This window comes from Lysobacter sp. 5GHs7-4 (assembly GCF_021284765.1).
Classification (GTDB): Bacteria; Pseudomonadota; Gammaproteobacteria; order Xanthomonadales; family Xanthomonadaceae; genus Lysobacter.
In genome coordinates this window covers 616,955-636,524 of record NZ_CP089924.1, presented here as the reverse complement: position 1 = coordinate 636,524, position 19,570 = coordinate 616,955, and the positions used below count along the sequence as shown (strand labels likewise).

General features: G+C 69.2%; 13 protein-coding genes. All 13 read right to left on the bottom strand.

Features of this window, described 5'->3' with window-relative positions; translation table 11 throughout:
• Positions 1–100: 100 nt before the first annotated feature.
• Positions 101–1,759 (bottom strand): ubiquinone biosynthesis regulatory protein kinase UbiB, encoded by a 1,659-nt coding sequence (ubiB, locus tag LVB77_RS02625; protein ID WP_232908673.1) that lies wholly within the window; start codon positions 1,757–1,759, stop codon positions 101–103.
• Positions 1,756–2,415: an SCP2 sterol-binding domain-containing protein gene (locus tag LVB77_RS02620; RefSeq protein WP_232908672.1), complete on the bottom strand. Its 660-nt coding sequence runs from the start codon at positions 2,413–2,415 to the stop codon at positions 1,756–1,758. Before LVB77_RS02620 ends, ubiB begins: the two co-directional genes overlap by 4 nt.
• Before the next feature lie 150 nt (positions 2,416–2,565).
• Positions 2,566–2,724 (bottom strand): DUF1328 domain-containing protein, encoded by a 159-nt coding sequence (locus LVB77_RS02615; RefSeq protein ID WP_082576384.1) that lies wholly within the window; start codon positions 2,722–2,724, stop codon positions 2,566–2,568.
• 94 nt (positions 2,725–2,818) lie between these two features.
• The gene (gene oleD, locus LVB77_RS02610) at positions 2,819–3,808 is read right to left on the bottom strand and encodes a 2-alkyl-3-oxoalkanoate reductase (RefSeq protein ID WP_232908671.1); all 990 of its coding nucleotides are present in this window, start codon (positions 3,806–3,808) and stop codon (positions 2,819–2,821) included.
• On the bottom strand, positions 3,805–5,487 hold the full coding sequence (gene oleC / locus LVB77_RS02605; protein WP_232908670.1) for an olefin beta-lactone synthetase: 1,683 nt from the start codon (positions 5,485–5,487) through the stop codon (positions 3,805–3,807). The genes oleD and oleC overlap by 4 nt, the downstream gene beginning before the upstream one ends.
• 147 nt (positions 5,488–5,634) lie before the next feature.
• Positions 5,635–6,537, bottom strand: a complete 903-nt coding sequence (locus LVB77_RS02600) for an alpha/beta fold hydrolase (protein WP_232908669.1) — start codon at positions 6,535–6,537, stop codon at positions 5,635–5,637.
• Between the two features lie 521 nt (positions 6,538–7,058).
• Positions 7,059–7,766 (bottom strand): phospholipase D-like domain-containing protein, encoded by a 708-nt coding sequence (locus tag LVB77_RS02595; protein WP_232908668.1) that lies wholly within the window; start codon positions 7,764–7,766, stop codon positions 7,059–7,061.
• Complete coding sequence (locus LVB77_RS02590; RefSeq protein WP_232908667.1) at positions 7,766–13,078, bottom strand: DNA repair ATPase; 5,313 nt, start codon at positions 13,076–13,078, stop codon at positions 7,766–7,768. Before LVB77_RS02590 ends, LVB77_RS02595 begins: the two co-directional genes overlap by 1 nt.
• A 350-nt stretch (positions 13,079–13,428) precedes the next feature.
• Positions 13,429–15,402 (bottom strand): flotillin family protein, encoded by a 1,974-nt coding sequence (locus LVB77_RS02585; RefSeq protein ID WP_232908666.1) that lies wholly within the window; start codon positions 15,400–15,402, stop codon positions 13,429–13,431.
• Between the two features lie 40 nt (positions 15,403–15,442).
• Complete coding sequence (locus tag LVB77_RS02580) at positions 15,443–16,075, bottom strand: hypothetical protein (RefSeq protein ID WP_232908665.1); 633 nt, start codon at positions 16,073–16,075, stop codon at positions 15,443–15,445.
• A 36-nt stretch (positions 16,076–16,111) separates the two neighbouring features.
• Positions 16,112–16,804 (bottom strand): PspA/IM30 family protein, encoded by a 693-nt coding sequence (locus LVB77_RS02575; RefSeq protein ID WP_232908664.1) that lies wholly within the window; start codon positions 16,802–16,804, stop codon positions 16,112–16,114.
• A 20-nt stretch (positions 16,805–16,824) separates the two neighbouring features.
• Positions 16,825–17,457: a YjfI family protein gene (locus LVB77_RS02570; protein WP_115861097.1), complete on the bottom strand. Its 633-nt coding sequence runs from the start codon at positions 17,455–17,457 to the stop codon at positions 16,825–16,827.
• Positions 17,458–17,668: 211 nt separating this feature from the next.
• Complete coding sequence (locus tag LVB77_RS02565) at positions 17,669–19,525, bottom strand: XVIPCD domain-containing protein (RefSeq protein WP_232908663.1); 1,857 nt, start codon at positions 19,523–19,525, stop codon at positions 17,669–17,671.
• Between the last annotated feature and the right edge of the window lie 45 nt (positions 19,526–19,570).

Genomic DNA, 19,570 nt, shown 5'->3' with positions numbered 1-19,570 from the left:
GGGCTGGCGAAAGTAACGGCGAGAGCGGAATCGAACTCGGTGGCCGGCAAGCACGGGCAAGCACGGGCAAGCACGGGCAAGCACGGGCAAGCAAAACAAACTACTTGCGCGGCAGCGCCGCCAGGAACGCCCACACACCGCCGATACCGGCGATCCAAGACGAAGCCGGGACCGACCAGAAGCGCGGACCGCCCGCCTCCAACCCGTACAGCACCGCCGCCACGATCAACAGACCCGTACCCAGAATCGCCGCCACCGTCCGCCGCTGCGCATCCTTCACCGTGCGCGTCAACTCCGCCAGATCCTGCGACCGCATACGCAACTCATGCTCGCCGCTGACCTGCTGCGTGAGCCAGGCGTGCAACAAACGCGGCATCTCCGGCGCGTGCGTGACCAATTCCGGCAACCGCTTGCGAAACTCCGAGGCCAGCCGCTGCGGACTGTAGCGCTCCACCAGGATGCGCTGCAGCACCGGCCGCGCCACCGCCCAGATATCCAGCTTGGGATCGAGCAGACGGCCCACGCCTTCGATGTTGAGCAAGGTCTTCTGCAACAGGATCAACTGCGGCTGCAAGGTCAGCTCGTAGCGCTGCGCGGTGCGGAACAGCTTGACCAATACCTCGGCCAGCGAAATCTCGCTCAAGGGTCGGGTGAAATACGGCTCGCACACCGCGCGCGTGGCCGCTTCCAACTCGTCGATTCTGATATGCGACGGCATCCAGCCGGCCTGCACGTGCAGCTCGGCGATGCGGCGATAGTCGCGGTTGAAGATCGCCATGAAATTCTCGGCGAGGTAGTACTGATCCTCGTCCGACAACTGCCCCATGATGCCGAAGTCCAACGCGATGAAACGCGGATTGCGCTTGCGCGCCGGATCGCTGTCGACCCAGATGTTGCCGGCGTGGGCGTCGGCGTGGAAGAAATTGTCGCGGAACACCTGGGTGTAGAACACCCGCACGCCCTTGGCCGCCAGCGCGCTGCGGTCGATGCCGGCCGCGTCCAGCGCGGCGATGTCGTCGGACGGAATGCCGTAGACGCGCTCCAGCGTCAGCGCACGCTCGGCGGTGTGCGACCAGATCACTTCCGGCACGTACAGGTCTTCGCTGTCCTTCCAGAACCGGCGCAGCACGCTGGCGTTGGCGCCCTCGCGCTGCAGGTCCAGTTCGGCGGCCAGGGTGCTTTCGATCTCGGCCACGATCTCGCGCGGACGGATCTTGTCGGCGCTGGGATGGGCGCGGTCGACCACGCTGGCGATGGTCTTGAGCAGGGCGATGTCGCCGGCGATCTGCTTTTCGATGTTCGGCCGCAGCACCTTGACCACGACCTCGCGTCCGCCGGGCAGGATCGCCGCGTGCACCTGCGCGATCGAGGCCGAAGCCAGCGGAGTGGTGTCGAAGGCTTCGAAGGCCTCGCCGATGCTGCGCTCCAGCGCGGTCTCGACGATGGCGCGCGCGGCTTCGCCGTCGAACGGCTTCACGCGGTCCTGCAGCAGCGCCAGTTCGATCGCCACATCCGGCGGCACCAGATCGCGGCGGGTGGACAGGATCTGACCGAACTTGACGAAGATCGGCCCCAGCTCCTGCAGCACCAGGCGCAGGCGCGCGCCGCGCGGCATCGCCGCGATCTCGGCCGAGGCGCGCGGCACGAACGGGCGCGCGAGCTTGAGCCAGCGCTCGGCCGGCGTGCCGTCGAGCAGCGCGTCGAGGCGGTAGCGCAACAGGACCCGGCCGATGCGCCAGGCGCGCAGCGCCGACTTCATGCGCCGCTCCGGGCGGCGACGCGCTCGCGCAAGCGCGCGACCCGCGCACTCGCGCGTTCGACGCCGTCGCGCAGCGCATCGACATCGTCGTGAAAGGCGTTGAGCTCGTCGCGGCCGACCACGTCGCGCGACTCCTCGGTGACGAACTCGGCGGCGTTGTGGGCGAAGGCGCCGGCCGCGTCGCGCGCATGGCGCACGGCGCCGGCCAGGCCGTTGGCGATCTGCACGCCGAGCACGTCGCCGAACACGCCGGTGAACGGCCGCTGCCAATCCGGATCGAACCGCTCGGCCAGGCGCTGCAGGCGGCGGGCGAGATCGGCATCGCCTTCGATACGCAGCTTGCCGACCGGCGGCGCGTCGTCGTTGCGCAGGAACGGCAGCTGCGAGACCAGTCCGGCCAGGGTGCTGCGCACCGACAGGTCCGGCTCGGCGTCCGCATCGGGCGGGCCGACGCGGAGCCGGTCGCCGTCCACGCGCACCTGCAAGGCCAGCGGCGGGGCGGCCAGATGCAGCTGCACGCGCCGGCCGTCGAGGCTACGCAGGGCCTCGCGGGTCTCCGGATCGAGCTCGAGCGCGCGGTTGAGCGCGATTTCGAGCGCGCCCCCAGCAGTGGACTTGGCCCAGGACGGGAACAGCACGTTGGCGGAGTCGGTCATGCCGTCATTGTAGCCCGCGCCCGGCAGCGGTCCGGTGGCGGTGGCGCCCGCCGCCGGGGCCTGGTTGCCAGGCAAGGCACCGACGCGGGGCCCAATACGCTTCCGGCCCGCAAGGCGGGCCGGAAGGCAGTGCATCCATATCCCACCGCGTCAGACTTTGCGGCCGCGCAGCAGCGAGATGATGGCCAGGATCACGAACACGACGAACAGGATCCAGGCGATGTTGGTGGCCGCGCCGGCGATGCCGCTGAAGCCCAGTACCGCGGCGACGATGGCGATGATGAAGAAGATAACGGCGTAACTGAGCATGGCGATCTCCTGACGATGGTCCGCGGCGGACAGTGGCCGGGGGTGTGGCTCGATCCTGTCCATGCCGCGGTAGTCGGAGAGTGATGAGGCGCGCTTACGTGCAGGCGGCCTTCAGTCGGGTGAGGCCTTCGTGAAAACTGACCCGCGGCACGTAGCCGAAATCGCGCGTCGCTGGCGCCATGTCGTACCAGTGCGAGGTCGCCAGTTGTTCGGCGAGGAAGCGCGTCATCAGCGGCTCGCCCTTCAGCGGCAAGGCATGCCACAGCCCCTCGCACACCGCGCCGATCGCGTAGGCGGCGCCGAACGGCAGGGTCTTGTCGACCTGCGGCGCGCCGACCGCGGCCAGCAAGCCGTTCAGCGTGTCGCGCATGGTCTTGGGTTCGCCGTTGCTGATGAAGTAGGCGCGGCCGGCGCAGGCCGCGCCCGGCGCCAGGTGCTCGAAGGCGTCGAAGTGCGCCTGCGCGGCGTTGTCGATGTAGGTGGTGTCGACCTTGTTGTAGCCGTCGCCGACGAAGCGCAGGCGCCCGGCCTTGGCGCGCGCGACCAGGCGCGGCAGCAACTGGTTGTCGCCCACGCCCCAGATCAGGCGCGGGCGCAGGGCCACGGTCGCCAACGTGGGCGCATTGGCCGCCAGCACGGCCTTTTCGGCGATGGTCTTGGTGGTCGCGTACGGCGCCTTGAAGCCTTCGCCGTAAGGCACGGTGTCGGCGGTGCCCCCCTCGACCGGATGGGTCGCGCGATGGGTGACGCTGGGCGTGGAGGTGTAGACCAATTTGCCGATGCCGTGCGTGCGGCAAGCGTCGAGCACGTTGTCGGTGCCGACCACGTTGGCCTGGTGGTAGCTGTCGTAGCTGCCCCAGGCGCCGGCCTTGGCGGCGTTGTGGAACACCGCCTCGCAGCCACGCGCGGCCGCGATCACCGCCTGGCGGTCGGCCAGATCGCCCTGGACCTGGCTCACGCCCATCGCGTCCAGTGCCGGGTAATGGCCGCGGTTGTAGCTCACCACATCGTGGCCGCGTTCGACCAGGCCGCGGCACAGCGCCTGGCCGAGAAAACCGCCGCCGCCGGTGACCAGGATCTTCATGCCCACGCTCCTTGCTTGGCCGCCCAGACCGCGAGCTTCTCGCGGCCGATCTTGGCGTTGTGACGGATATCGACCGGAAAGCGCGGGTGGCGCAGGAAATCGCCGATGCGCGCGGTGTGCGCATGCGCGGCGCCGAGCGCGCGCAGGGCGCGTTCGATCGCCGGCCAGTCGCGCGCACGCGCGCCTTCGGCCAGTTCCACGCACAGCACCGGCCGCTGCGCGCCGCTGCGGCCCACGCCGACCAGGGCGGTGCGCCGCACCTGCGGATGGGCGTTGAACACCGGCTCGACCTGTTCGGTGTACAGCGGGCCTTGCGCGGTCTCGACGCGGTGGGTCTTGCGGCCGCAGAACCACAGCCGGCCGTCGCCGTCGAAGTAACCCAGATCGCCCATGCGATGGACCACGCGCTCGCCGCCGTCGGCCAGGGTTTCGCGGATCTTGGCGATGCGCGTCGCGGCTTCGCGATTGAAGTAGCTGTCGGTGGCGGTGGGCCCGGCCACGGTGATCTCGCCGACTTCGCCGGCGGCCAGGGTGCGCGCGTCGGTCCATCGCGCGATCGGCGCATCGTCGATGGCGATGATGCGGATCTCGTTGGGCACCACCGCGCGGCCGACGCAGGTGCCGGCGCCGGCCTCGGTGGCGCTGCGCGTGGATTGCAATTCGCGGCCTTCGATCACCGCCACCGGCAGGCATTCGGTGGCGCCGTAGGGCGTCCACAGCTGGGCGTCGTCGGGCAGCAGCGCGCGCAGCGCCGCGACCGTGTCCGGCGGCACCGGCGCGCCGGCCGAGGTCACGCGCTTGAGGCCGGTCAGCGGCGCGCCGTGCTTCACCAGCACCGCCATCAGCGCCGGCGAGCCGAACAGCTGATCGATGCCGTAACGGGCGATCGCGTCGTGCAGCTTGCGTGGATCGGCCTGGGCCGGACGGGTCGGGTCCATGTCGGGGATGACCGAAGTCAGACCCAGCGCCGGATCGAACAGCGCGAACGGCGGAAACGTCGGCAGGTCGACGCCGCCGGGCACGATGCCGAAGGCCTGCCCCATCATCTCGATCTGGGCGACGAAATGACGGTGGCGGTAGACCACGCCCTTGGGCACGCCGGTGGAGCCGCTGGTGAACAGGATCGCGGCGACGTCGTCGGGTCGCGTGTCGGCGAGCTGGCTGCCCGCGCCGGCGCCGTCGCGCTCGACCTGGGCCAGGGTGGCGTCGGCCAGCCACGCGCGTGCGCCGGTGCTGATGCGGATGCGCGCGCTACGCGCCCAGCGCAACACCACGCGCGCGATGTGCGCCAGCGGGATGCCGATGAACGCCTCCGGTAGCGCCTCGTCCAGGCATTGGCGCAGCGCGCGCTTGTCGATGCCCGGGTCCACCAGCACCGGCACCGCGCCGGCCTTGAACAGGGCGAACATCAACAGGAAGAACTCCGGCGACGGCCGCACCATCACCACGGTGCGGGTGCCGCGCACGATGCCGCGCCGCGCCAGTCCGGCGGCGATCGCGTCGCTGCGCGCGTCGAGTTCGGCGTAGGTCAGCACCTGGTCGTAACGCGGCAGGCCGTCGGGGCCGCGCGTGCCGGGGCAGCGCATGGCGATGCGCTCGGGCGCTTCGGCGGCGCGCCGCGGCAAGGACGCGGCGATGTTGCAGGGCGCGGCGGGCGCGATCGAAGGGTCGTGGCTCATGCGCGGATTGTAGGGGGTTCGGGTGTGACGCAGCCCTGCGCCGCCCGCTGTAGTGGCGGCGACGCAAGTCGTGACGCTTCAACCGCGGCCGGATCGCGACTTACGTCGCTCCCACAGCAAAGCGGGCGGCCTCCCGCGATCGGCGGATCAGCCGATCGGATGTCCGTCGAGGAACGCGCGGATCTCCGGCACCAGCACCGCAGCCTTATCCTCCAGCACGTAGTGGCCGGCGTCCTCGAAGGCGCGCACCTGCGCCTGCGGCAGCGCGTCGGTGAAGCCCTTGAGGAAATGGTGGTCGAACACGAAATCGCGCAGGCCCCAGCCGATGTAGGCGGGACGGTCGGCGTACTCGGGCAGCTTGCGGCCCATGGCCTGCACCAGCGGCCAGGCGGCGTCGCCCTCGGCCAGCGGAATGTCCTGCACGAAGCGCGAGGTGGCGATGCGGTTGGCCCAGGAGTCGTAGGGCGCCAGATACGCGCGGCGCACCGCGCGCGGCATCGGCGAGACCACGCCCACGCGCGCGGCGCTGCCGGCGAAGGCGTTAAGGCCGCGGATCAGGCCGGTGCCGATCGCCGAGTCGCGGCCCAGGCGCAGGCGCTTGGGCAGCGGCTTGGCGGCGGGCAGCGGGAACGCGCCGGTGTTGGTGATCACCAGGCGCTTGATCTGATCCGAGTGCTTCAGGCCCCAGCCGAAACCGATGCCGCCGCCCCAGTCGTGCACGGCCAGGGTGATCGGGCCGTCGATGCGCAGGTATTGCAGCAGACGCTCGACGTCGTCGACGCGCGACTGCAGGGTGTAGGCGTAGCGGTCGTCGCCGGGCTTGTCGGACAGGCCCATGCCGACGTGGTCGGGGACGATGCAGCGGTAGCGGTCGCGCAGGCCCAGCACCAGCTTGCGCCAGTAATAGCTCCACGACGGATTGCCGTGCAGCATCACCACCACCTCGCCGTCCTTCGGCCCCTGGTCGAGGTAACTCATCGCGATGCCCGGACGGACCTCGAAACGCTGCGGCTGGAACGGGTAGTCGGGGAGATCGCGGGTCGACGTCATCGGTGGCTCGTGCGGCGCCCACGCGGGTGCGCGGGCCGGGCGGACAGGGCCGCCATTATCGGCGCATTGCGGCGGCGTGGGGGATTTTGGGGGGCGGAACCGGGGGGACGGGCTTGCAGAAGCCGCGATAACCGGCGGACCGCAAAGCTTGCGAGGGCGGGAACGCTCCCGCCGTCATTGCCACGCAGGCGGGAATCCTACCGCCGTTACTTCGGCGTGAGCCGAACATCCAGCGACTTCAGAGTCATGCCCCGGTGGAGCCCTGGATCCCCGCTTTCGCGGGGATGACGAACTGGGAGTTGCCCGCTTTAGCGGGGATGACGGCTTGGGGCAGCGCAGGCAGCTACGACTACCGCGACCGCCTCGGGCCATGCGGAACCCACCCACCGTCATTCCCGCGAAGGCGGGCCCCGCTTTACTTCGGCGTGAGCCGAACAGCCAGCGACTTCAGCGCCATACTTCGGTGGAGCCTTCGGTCCGCGCTTTCGCGGGGTAGCGGCTGGAAGTTGCCGCCTTTCCTACTAGCCCGCCAAGTCCGGAGCGAACTTGTCCCACAGGGTCTGGAACTGGCCGGCGAAGCTGCGCAGCAGCGACGGGTCGTCGGTGACCACCAGGTTTTCCTCGTTGACGGTGCTGGCGCTGCGGGTCCAGTTGAAGCTGCCGTTGGCGAGCACGCGGCCGTCGAAGACGGCGAACTTGTGGTGCATGTGGTAGGGGCCGTCGTCGATGCGCACCGCCACGCCCTGCTCGCGCAGGCGCGCGATGTCGCTGCCCTCGTCGTAGCGCTTGTCGTTGTCGGTCAGCACGCGCACCGCCACGCCGCGGCGGTGCGCGTCCAGGATCGCCTCGGTGATGCGGTCGTCGGAGATGGTGTAGACGCAGATGTCGACGCTGCGGCGCGCGCCCATGCACAGCCCGCGCAGCTTGCGCAGGCAGTCGTCGCCCGGGGTGAAGTGCGCGCTGGAATCGAGGCTGGGCGCCGCGCCCACCACATCCAGGGTGCGCACCACCTGCTCCAGCCAGCGCACGGCGTCCAGCACCTCGGCCGGGCGCTCGACGATCAGCTCGCGCGCCATGTCGAAGGCGCGGTTGCGCAGGTAGCGCACGCGTTCGGGGTCCAGGCGCGAGCCGAGCTCGCGCAGCTCGAACTTCTCGTCGTTGTCCAGGCGGCGGTCGGCCGCGCTCTTGCGCAGCGCACGGTCCAGTTCGCTGTAGTCGACCGTGGCCATCAGCGCGGCGTGCGTTCGTTGAGGCGGTCGGCGAAATCCGCCAACGCACGTTGCAGCTGCAATTGCTGCTCGGTCGCATGCTGCACGTGCGCGGTCGCGACGGCGCCGCGCTCGCCCATGTGCTGGATCGCCTCGACCAGGCGCGCCTGCCACTGCGCCTGCTGTTCGGCGCCGTCGCCGAGGCGGCCGATCAGCGGGCCCAGCGCCGCTTCCAATGCGGCGCGCAAACCGTCCAGCAACACCTGCGGATCGGGCTCGGCCACCGGCGCCGGCGCGGGCGGCTTGGCCGTCGCGCGCTCCAGCAGGGCGACGATCTGCGCCCACGGCGCTTCCACCGGCGCCGGCTTCGGCGCTTCCGGCGCGGGCGCAGGCACGTCCAACGCGCGCACGCCCTCGACCAGGTCGGCCAGCTGCGCGACCACCCGACCGCCGACATCGGCATCGGAGGCGCCCATGGCCTTGTTGCGCAGGAAGTCGCGCTTGATCTGCGCCCAGCGCTGCGACTGCGCTTCGTCCAGGGTGCCGCGCAGCTCGCCCAGCTTGAGCAGGTTCTCCTCGGCGCCGGCGGTCAGCAGCTGCGCCTCGCCCAGGTAGTGGTCGGCGATGAGCTGCTGCAGCTCGGTCTCGTTCATCACCGGCGAAATCTTCTCGGCCAGCTTGTTCATGTTGCGGTAGCTGCCCTGCAGCTTGAACGGCGGCTCCACGCGGTACTGCGCGGCCTGCGCGGCGCTGGCGATGTACTGCTGGTTGACGCGGTAGACCACGTCGCGCACCCGCATCAGCCGCTCCAGCGTGGCCACGATCTCGTTGATCTCGGCGCCGCCGTAGGCGTGGCTGAGCTCGTTGGCCGAGAACGCGCGGCCGGCGGCCTTGTCGACGAAGCGGTACAGGTCGGCCAGCTCGCGCGTGGCCAGCGGCGCCAGCACCGGGTTCGAGGTCAGGCTGTTCTCGAGGTAGCTGAGCTTGAACGCATCTTCCATGCCGCCCAGCACGTCGCCGAGGTTGTAGATGTCGGCGCGGTTGGCCAGCATGTCCGGAATCTTGAACACCTCGCCGGACTCGGTGTACGGGTTGCCGGCCATGACCACGCAGAACTTCTTGCCGCGCAGGTCGTAGGTGCGCGTGCGGCCCTTCCACACGCCTTCGATGCGGCGCGTGCCGTCGCACAGCGAGATGAACTTCTGCAGGAACTCGGGATGGGTGTGCTGGATGTCGTCGACATACAGCATCACGTTGTTGCCCATCTCCAGGGCCAGGTTGAGCTTTTCCAGTTCCTGGCGCGAGGTCGCATCCGGCGCGCGCGCCGGATCCAGCGAACGCACCTCGTGGCCCAGCGCCGGGCCGTTGATCTTCATGAAGATCAGGCCCAGCCGGTGCGCCACGTATTCCATCAGCGTGGTTTTGCCGTAGCCGGGCGGCGATATCATCATCAGCAGGCCCATCAGGTCGCTGCGCTTGCCCTCGCCGACGGTGCCCATCTGCTTGGCCAGGTTGTCGCCGATCACGCCCAGGTAGACGTCGTTGATGAGCTTGTTGCGCACGAACGAGCTCAGCGGACGCGCCTTGAATTCGCTCAGCCGCAGCGATTCGCGTTCGCGCGCGATGGTGTCCTGGCGCAGCGCCTGATACTGGCGCACGCCGGGCAGGAAGCGCTCGCGGTGCGCGCGCAGGCGGGCCTGGAAATCGTCCACGCCCAGGTCCATGCGCTGCGCGGCGATCCGCGGGTGCTCGCCCAGCAGGCCTTCGACCGCTGCGCGCAACTCGACCTCGCTGACCTTGTGCGGCACGCGTTCGTCCAGCAACAGCAGCGCCACCGCCTCGCGCGCGTAACCGGCCAGGGCCGCGTGCGCGGGTTCGCGGCACAGCGCGTCGAACCAGTTGGCGGCCAGTGACCAGCGCGCCGGCAGACGGTCGCCGAGGCGGCGCAGGGTCTGCACGAAACCGTCCCACATGCGCGCCGCGGTCAGCCGCTCCTGCAGGGTTTTCAGCAGCAGCTGGGCGTACTTGCTGAAGGCGAACTGCGGGTGTTCGGCCGACAGCTCGGCCACCAGGTACTCGGCCGCGTGCGCGCACAGCGCCGGGTCCACGTCCAGCGGTTGCGCCTGCAGGAATGCGCGCAACGCGGTTTCGATCTCGGCGCGCAGCGCCAGCAGGCCGGCGTCGCTGCCGAACAGGCGCTGGATGTCGCGCGCGGTACGCGCGCGCTCCGGCCATTGCGCGGCGTCCTCGCCCGCCATCGCCTGGCCCCAGTACACGCTGGCGAAGGCGCGCGCGTCGGCGCTGTAGGCCAGGGTGCCGGCGCTGTCGGCCAGCGGGATCAGCGCCTGCAGGATCAGCGCGGCATCGTGGTCGTGGATGCCCTTCTCGTAGCCTTCGCGGTAACGCGGCGCGGCGAAATCGCGCACGCTGCGCGCCAGCGTCTCCGGCTGCGCCAGCTGCTGGCGCAGGCCGTCCATGCTCAGGCCCTCGCGGTTGGCGGCCGCGGCTTCCAGCACCGATCCGGCCAGGTACTCGGCGCGGTACAGCGCGGGCGATTCGGAATCCAGCGTCACCTGCCAGTACTCGCGCAGCGCGTCGAAGGCCTCCTCGCGCAGCGGCTCCAGAAAGTCGGTGCCGGTGAGGTGCAGGCTCAGGCCGTCCTCGCGCGGCAGCAGGGTCAGGTCCAGTTCCTGGGTGTTGACGCTGAAGCGGTGGCGCGGGCCCAGCTTGATGACTTCGCCGCCGGCCTCGAACAGATCGCTGCGGTCGCGCAGGGCGCGCACGGCCTGGTCGCGCGCGCCCTTGAGGCGGGCCTCGACGTCGTCGGCCTTGACGCTGTCCTTGAGCGTGCGCAGGCGCTCGGCCAGTTCGCGCAGCTTGAGGATCAGCGGATCGCCGGCGAAGAAGGCGTTGAGCTCGTCGGCGTTCTCGAAGCGCGCGGTACGCCGGCCCAGCCCCTCCAGGATGCGTGCGGCCGCGTCCAGCACCGACTGCGCCTTGCGCTGGCGGTCGTCCAGCAGCGCCTGCTTGTGGGTCTCGAAGGTTTCCAGCAACTCCTCGCGCTTGCTGAGGATGTCGTTGAGGAAGTTCTCGTGCTCGCCGAACTGGCTCTCCAGCTCCTCCAACTGCACCATCAGCCGCGACAGCTGCTCGTCGCACTTTTCCGGATCGCGCGCCAGCGCCAGCGCGCTGGCCACGCCCTGCCCGAACAGGGTGAACTGCGCGCCGAACTGGGCCACGGTCTCGGCCGAGCCCAATCCTTTGCGACGCAGGTCGGCGCGCGCCTTGGCCTGGTTGAGGCGGGCGTAGATGCCGGAAATCGATTCGACGATGCGGGTGCGCTGGGTGGCGTCGTCCACGCGCAGCGTCGCCATCAGCTGCGACAGCATGTCCAGGTCGCCGGACATGGCCTGCATCTGCTTCAGCGGCTCGTCGAGCTGGGCCACGCTCGCGGCCTGCTGGGCCTGCGTGTCCAGCGCCTGCAGGCGCTCGGCGTAGGGCTGCAGCGCCTTGTCGCCGGCCAGGAACGCACCGGTCGCGGTGGCGATGCGCTCCTGCGCAGCCAGCAGCTCGGTCTCCATCGCGTCGATCGCGGCGACGTCGATGTAGCGGTACTCGCGGATGGTCAGCAGCTGGCCGCGCTGGGCGGCGATGCCGTTGAGCGCATCGACGTGCTGCTGCACCGTGTCCCAGCCGTCGGGCAGCAGCGAGTCCAGCAGCGCCTTGTGGCGGCTCTGGGCCTCGCGCATCGCGCGCTCGGACTGGCTGCGGATGCCCTCGACCTTTTCGTACTCGTCGATCACCGATTCGCTGGTCGCGGCGATCTCGCGCAGCACCGTGGCGGCGTCGCCGCTTTGCGCGTCGCCCAGCCAGTGGTGGATATCGAACAGACGGTGGGTGGCCTGGCTGAGCTGGGTGTAGCGCTGCACCGAGACTTCGGTGGCGTCGATCTCGCGGCACAGGCTGAGCAGGTCGGAGATGCCGCGCACCAGTTCGGCGTTGCCGATCCGGCCCATGAAACTGTTGCCCGCCGGCTGGCGCGCGGCGTGCTCGTCGCTGGAGAACGGCGTGCGCCAGACCTGCATCGGGTGGACGCGCGTGGGTTCCTCGCTTTCGGCGGTGAACACCACCATGCGGCCGTCTTCGTAACGGGCATGGCCATGCGCGTACACCGGCGTCTGCAGCCGGCGTTCGATCATGTTGTAGGTGAACAGGGCCGAGCGGCCGGCCTGCGGTTCGTAGAAGACGTACAGCACGTCCTCGCCGTTGGGCGAACGCACCGCGCGCTGGAAGCGCATGCCGTCCATGGCCGAATCGAAGGTCTTGTACTCGCCGTTCTGCAGGTAGTAGCCACCCGGAAACACGATGCCGTGGTCTTCCGGCAGCTGCACGCAGGCCAGGCCGATCGCGTCGATGCGCTGGACCTTGCGGGTCAGGGTGTTGAACACCAGGTGCCGCCACTGCTCCTCGCGGTAGGGCAGCACGCGCAGCAGGATCAGGCTGCCCACGCGCGCGAACTCGACCTGGGCGTCGTCCAGCGACTGGGTGCGGTCGGCCACAGGCTCGCGGTAGATGCCCAGACCGTCCTGGGTGTTGTTCTCGACTTTGATGGTGAGGTCGCCGCCCACCGTCTCCACGAACACGCTGTCGAGGATGTTCAGATGCGGGTGGCGGCCTTCCACCGCCATCTCGCGCGTGGCGCGGGTCCATTCGAAGTCGAACGGCGCCGGCAGCGCGATGTCGCGCTCGCCGCGGTTGTCGATGTAGCGCACCTGGCCGTCGGGCTCGATCGACCAGCGGAACACGCGCATGTCGTCCAGGCGCTCGCCGATCTGGAACGCGGCCAGCAGCTTGCCGTCGCGCGCCTCCAGCTGCAGCAGGCGGGTGTTCTTGTAGTAGGCGTAAAGCTCGCGGAAATCCTGCGGAAAGCTGCCGGTGGCGAGGAAACTGTTCGCCAGGTCCACCGCCTCGACGTCGTAGCCCTCGGCGGTTTCGACCAGCCGGTGCAGCGAGAACACGTCCTCGACGCGGGTTTCCTTCTTCAGACCGATGAAAACGTTGTAGCCGAACAGCAGGCAGTCGCCGACCTGGACGATGTCGCGGGCGACGCAGTTGTTCTCGGTGCGGATGCGCAGCCGGCCGGCCACGTCCATGCGGCTGCTGCCGAACTCGCCCAGGCGCTGCGCGTTGAGCGCGTCGGCGATCGCGCGCAGGCGCGCGCCCTGCTCGCCCAGGCGCTTGCGCAACACCTCGTAGGCGCCGCCCTGGGCGACGGCCTGGTCGAGCGCGCTGTTGGCGGCGTCCGCCTGCGGCGAGGCTGCTGTGTCCGACATCTTCTGCTTCCTTTTAGAACCTGTTGCGAACCGTGCTTCGAACTGCCGCCGCCGGTGCTCCTCGCCACCATCCCGTCATTCCGGCAAAAGCCGGAACCCATCTTGCCGTCGCTCCGTCTCCAAAGCCCGCATGCCGCTTGCGCGCTGTCGCTGTGCAGATGACGCCGCGAATCCAGCAACCGCAAGATCGAATGGGTTCCGGCTTTCGCCGGAATGACGGAGTGGGGAATGCGTCGCTACGCCTGAGGAGTACGTCGCTACGGGTGAGAGGATGCGCGGCTACGGGCGGTGGCGTCTGGTCCGGCGCCGCCAGAGCAGCGGGCAAGCCCGCCACCCTGGCCTTGCGCCGATCACGACGCCAGCGAGGCGCCGTCGGACTTGCCGGCCTTGTCGCCCTGCAGCGACAGCAGCTTCTGCAGCACGTCCTGCACGATCGGACTCTTGCCGGCCACGCCCTCGATGGCCTTGCCCACCGACAGCGCCTTGGCGAAGGAATTGAAGAACTCGCCTTCGCCGCCGACGATGTCGATGTTGGCCTTGCTGAGCGCGGCGGCCAGCACGTCGGCCTGCTCCTTGGCGACTTCCTTGTTGGCCTCGATCGAAGCGATCGCCTGCTCGAAGCTCTTCTCCAGCTGCATGCGGAACTCTTCGTGCGCGCGCGCATTGTCGCTGAGCGCATCCAGCGCGCCGAACTTCTGCGCCAGGCCCTCGGCTTCGGACTTGAACTTCTGCAGCAGCACCTCGGCTTCCGACAGGCCCAGGTCCTTGGTGGCCTTGGCCTTGGACGCGCCCAGTTGCTCCTCGCCGCGCGCCTGCGCGAACAGGTTTTCCTCCAGCACCTTGGCGTCGGCCAGGCCCTGCTTCTGCTTGGCGTCGGCCTGCGCCTCGATCACGCGCGCCTCGGCCAGACCTTCCTTCTCGATCGCGCCGGCGGTGACTTCGCGCACCCGCGCATCGGCCAGACCGGGCGCGGCGCGCTCGGCCTCGATGCCTTCGGCCAGGCGCTTCTTGGCCTCGGCCTGCTTGCCGGCGGCGTCCAGCTCGGCCTGCGCCAGCGTGGTGATTTCCACCGCCTTGTGCTTGGACGCGGCCTCGTCGGCCTCGGCCTGCTTGACCAGACGCACCAGCTCTTCCTCGGCCTGGGCTTGCGCGGCCAGCACCACGACCTGCTTGGCGCGGTCGGCCTCGGACACGGCGCGCACTTCCTTGATGCGCTCCTCTTCCTGGGCCACGGTCTTCTCGACCGCGATGCGCTCTCGGATCACGTTGGCGATGTCCTTGCGCTGCTCTTCCAGGGCCTTTTCCTTGTCGATCTTCTGCAGCTCGACTTCGCGCTCGCGCGAGACCACTTCCAGATCCTTGGCGCGGGTGACCTTCTCGACCTCGATCACCACCGCGCGCTGGCGGTTCTGCTGCGCGACTTCGACTTCGCGCATGCGGTTCTCCTCGCGGATGTCGAGCTGTTCCTGCACGGCGATGCGCGCCTGCTCGGCCTTGAGGCGTTCTTCCTCGCGCACCTTGGCGGTCTCGGCTTCCTCGCGCGCCTTGATGGTCTCGATCTCGCGCTTCTGGCGCGCCTCGGCGTCGGCCTGCTGGCGTTCCAGGGCCAGCATGGACTCGCGCGTTTCCACGTTCTTCTTGGTGATCGCCAGCTGCTCGTTGCGCTCGAGCTCGTTGGTGATCACGTTCTGGGTGGCGGTCAGCTCGGTGATCTTGCGGATGCCTTCGGCGTCGAGGATGTTGTTGGGATCCAGCGAGGCCTTCGGGGTCTGCTCCAGATAGTCGATCGCCACGTCCTCCAGCAGGTAGCCGTTGAGGTCGTTGCCGATGGTTTCCAGCACGCGGTCGCGGAAGTCCTGGCGGTTCTCGAACAGGTCGGTGAACTCGAACTTCTTGCCCACGGTCTTCAGCGACTCGGAGAACTTGGCGTTGAACAGCTCGTTGACCGCGGCGCGGTCGGACGCGCGCTCGGTGCCGACGGCCTTGGCCACCTTCAGCACGTCCTGCTGGGTCTCGTTGACGCGCAGGTAGAAGGCCACGGTGATGTCCGCGCGCATGTTGTCTTTGCAGATCAGGCCGTCCTTGCCGCGGCGGTCGACCTCCAGCGTGATCAAGGAGATCTGCATCAGCTCCTTCTTGTAGATCACCGGATAAACCAGCGCGCCGGTGAAATGCACCTTCGGGGTCGACGAAAGATCGTTGACGATCAGGGCCGTGCCCTGCGGCACCTTGATGTAGAAGGCCTTGAACAGACCGAAGAAGCCCACGATCACGGCGAAGAACACGCCGAGGCCGATCAGGAAGGGCAGGATGGTGGTGATCATCGAAACGTCTCCTATGACTCGATGGTGTTGCTTACCGGGCTCAGAGGCCCTGGAATTCGTCTTCGCCGACCACGCGGTAGGCGTTTTGCTCGGGCAGGTATTCGATCAGCACGACGCGGTCGCCGCGCTTGTAGCGGCCGCCCTCGTCGCGCACTTGCAGGATCAGGCCGGCGCCGCCGTCCTCGACGCTGGCCATGCCCAGGCTGGGCGTGATCTCGGGGCTGCGCACGATCGCGGTCTGGCCCAGCACCGACTTCTGCGGCGCGGGCTTGAGCTTGGCGAAGAAGCGGCGCGCGGGGCGCAAGGCGATTCCGGTGGCGAAGGCCGAGACCACCAGCGCGCCGACGGCCACCGCCACGCCCACCGCCCAGTGCAGCGCGCCGGGGAGATGGCGCAGCACCAGCAGTTCGGCGAAGTAGCACAGCAGCCAGGCGAAAAACACCAGCACCGTCAGCACCAACGTCAGCGGCACCCCGCCCAGGCCATAACGCATCAGCGGACCGGCCATGGCCTCGGCATCCACGTCGGCGCTGTCGCCGGCGAACCAGCCGTCGAGCACGTCGATTTCCAGCAGGCCCAGCGCGGCGACCAGCCAGTACAGGACCGCGGCGGCCAGCAGCAGGCTGAACACCACGGTCGGAAACGACAGCACGATTTGCAGGAACAAGAACATCGCGACCCCCTTCCCCTAATGTCGCGGCGCGCGGCCTCAGCCGGCGCTCTTTTGCTTCAGCCTTTCCAGTACCGCGTCGGCGCCGGCGGGATCGGCAATGATGCCGGCCTCGCGCAGCTTGGTGTCCAGTGCGTCCTGGCCTTCATCGCGGGCCAGTTCGGCGGCCGCGTTCATGCGCGCGCCGCGCTCGGCCTGACGGGCCTTGATGCGTTCCAGCGATTCCACCGCGGTCTGCAGCCGGGTCTGCGAGCCGCTGTAGCGGCTGGCGACGGTGGCCTGGGCGCGCTGCACGCTCTCGGTGGCCTTGACCGTGTCGACCTGCTGCTTGAGCCGGCGGATGTTGCCTTCGGCCTGGGCGATGGCGCGGCGCAGATCGGCGATGCTGGCGGCGAACTGCGCCACCTGCTGCTCGTCGCCGTCGCGGCTGCCTTCCAGTTGCGCGATCTTGGCCGCGACCTCGCGCGCCAGCGGCTCGTCGCCGCCTTCCAGCGCCTTGATCGCGTAGGCCTCGTACTCGGCCACCTTGGCGCTCGACTTGCCCGAGCGTTCCTCGGCCAGTTTGTGCTTGGCCATGATCTCGGCCAGCGCTTCCTTGGAGCGGCGCAGCTCCAGGTCGGCGTCGCGGATTTCCTGATCGAGGATGCGCAGCGCCTGGCCGTCCACCAGCGATTCGCCGACTTCGTTGGCGCCGCCGCGCAGGGCGGTCATCAGCTTGTTCCAGATGTTCATGCCTGCTCTCCTGGGCGCGCTTACGCGGCCTCGCGCAGATGGGTTTCGTAGGCCTCGGTGGCCTTGATCACGTTGTCCGACAGGGTCTCGATCTCGAACAGCACGTTGGACAGCGACGAGGCCGCGCTGAGCGCGCCGAACATGATGTAGACCGCCTCGCCGTCGGCCAGGGTCTCGATGCCGATGGTCGACAGCGGGAACAGCTTGTGCGCGTGCAGGACCAGCTCGTTGAAGGCGGCGCTGTCGTAGACCTGGGCCACCGGCCACAGCATGGCCTCGACCACGATCTGCTCGCCGACCACCGCCACGAACAACGGCAGGTCGCCGTACTCGGACATGACCACGTGCAGGCTGGGTTCGGCGCCCTCGATCAGCTCGACCTGGGACTCGCCGCTGCGGAACTGCTCGGTGGCCGCCAGCGCGTCGTACAGGGCCGCCGCAGTCCACATCTTGGCTTCGCTCATACCGCTCTCCTTCTCCGATCGCGCCGGCGGGGCACCCATCGCGCCCCGCGGCTGGCGCATGCGCTTCTCCACTGCCACGAGTTCGTCGCCGTACTCGGGCAGGATCCAGACCTCCTTCTTGACCAGCCCCTTCTGCCGCAGGCGATCGCGGTGCAGGCGCTGGTAGTGGGCGGAGGACTTGCGTTCCATGGAGCGCACATTACGGCATTACATGTAACAACTGCAACGGCTGACATGTGATAATCGACAAACGGCGAGCCCTTTGCGCCGAACCGGTGCGGCCGCTTAAAAAACAAGCACTTATTTAGCGCCACCTGGCACATCGAGCCCCTCCGCAAACGACCGCGGCCCGCCGGAGCGGGCCGCGGGAACGGGCGGCAGTGGATCGATCGCGGCCTGCCTAGCCCATGCGACGCGGCCCCAGGGCCTGCTGCTCCAACTGCGACTGATCGCGCTGCTGGGCCAGGGCCACGTCCTGCCCGGCCTGGTCCAGCCGCCGCTGCGAGTCGGCCAGCGGGGTGCGGGCGGCATCGTTGATGGCGGTGGCGCTGAAGCGGTGGCCGGGATCGTCCAGGCGGCCCTGCACCGCGATCAGGTTGCCGTTGAGGTCGGGGCCGCCGGTCTGCGGATCGCGGCTGAAGACCAGGTGGTCGACGCCGGTCATGCGCGCACGCGTGGCGTCGCCGGCCACGACCATCGCCGTGCGCTGCATTTCCTCGGGGCTGGCGCTCTTGCCGTGGCGGTCGTACAGCGCCTGCACCTGCTCCAGCGACTGCCGGTACAGGGGGTTGTCGCCGGCATCGGCGCGCGGGCCGCCCTGCGTGCGCTCCGCCGGCGTGCGTTCGGCCGGCACGCGCCCGTCTTCGGCCGGCGCGGTCACCGGCGCATCGCCGGTGCTGCGCGTGCCGCCGCCGGGGGTGGTGGCGCCCAGGGTGATGCCCAGGTTGCCGCTTTCGAACTCCTTGACCGTGACCGTGGCGCCGGCCTGGTCGGTGATGCGCAGGTCGGTGCCTTGCAGCTGGTAGGTGTAGCGGCCGTCGGCGCTACGGTAGGTGTTTTCGGGGTCGCCCTCGTTGCGCGTGCCGCCGGTGAGCTGCTGCCCGCCCCAGCGCACTTCGCCGATGCGGTCGCTGTCGAGCACGGTGTCGCCATCGCCGACCACGTAGGTGTCGCGGCCCTGGCCGCCCTCGAGACGGTCGCGGCCGGCGCCGCCGATCAGGATGTCGTCGCCGCGCGCGCCGCGCAGGGTGTCGTCGCCGCCCTCGCCGATCAGCAGGTCGTTGCTGGAGATCTCGGCGTTGTTGCGGGTGCGGCGCGCATCCAGGGTGGCGGCGTGCTCGGCGTCGACGGCGACGGTGGCGGCGTTGCGGCCCGGATCCAGATAGATCGCGCCGGCCTCGAAAGATTCGTTGGTGAGGCGGTCGGCGAGGTCGGGATGCTCGCGGCGCAGGTCGGTGAGCAAGGCGTTCTTGGCCGGCGTCAGCGCTTCGCGGATGGTCTGCACGTCGCCGTAGTCGGCGGTGATGTTGCTGTAGTCGCGGTTGGCCGCGTCGATCATGTTGCGGGCGGCGTCGCGGCCGTCGATGGACTCGCCCCAGTTGGCTTCGTCGCGGACGATGCGGTCGCGGTGCAGCTGGAAGCTGCGGTAGACGTCGCGCGCCTCGTCGGCGCCGACGTTGGCCGGATCGTCGTACAGGCCGAACAGCTGGCCTTCCATGTAGCGGCGCTTGCGCAGGCCGCCTTCGGACGGCGCGTGCGAGCCCCAGGAGTTGTAACGCAGTTCGAACCAGGCCTCGGCGCGATCGCCGGCCTCGACCGCGTCGCGGAACGGCTCCATGTTGCGGTTGTAGGAGCCGACGCCGCGGTTGTAGACCACCGACACCGCCGCCGCCTTTTCGCGCGACATCGGCATGTTCAGCGCATTGACCGGCGCCTCGTATTCGGGGATGGACGCCTCCAGCAGCCGGTCGGCCTGGGCCGCGTCCAGCGCGCGCGGGAAGGTCAGACCCAGACGGGTGCGGTCGGCGGCGGGCGCCTCGTCGATGCGCTGCAGCAGCGCGCGTTCGTCGCGGGTCAGCTCGATGCCGGAGCGGTCCCAGATCTCGACGTTGTTGGAACGGTTGAAGGTGTAGCCGTAGCCGATCGTGGCGCGGGCGTCGCCGACGTCCTGCGAACGCTCGTGCAGCGACTCGGTGATCTTGACCAGCCGTTTGATCAGTTCGTTGTATTGCTCTTGGGTCAGCTCGTTGTAATCCATGACGCTATCGCTCCTGGTGATCCGCCCTTCCTAGGGCGCGGGTAC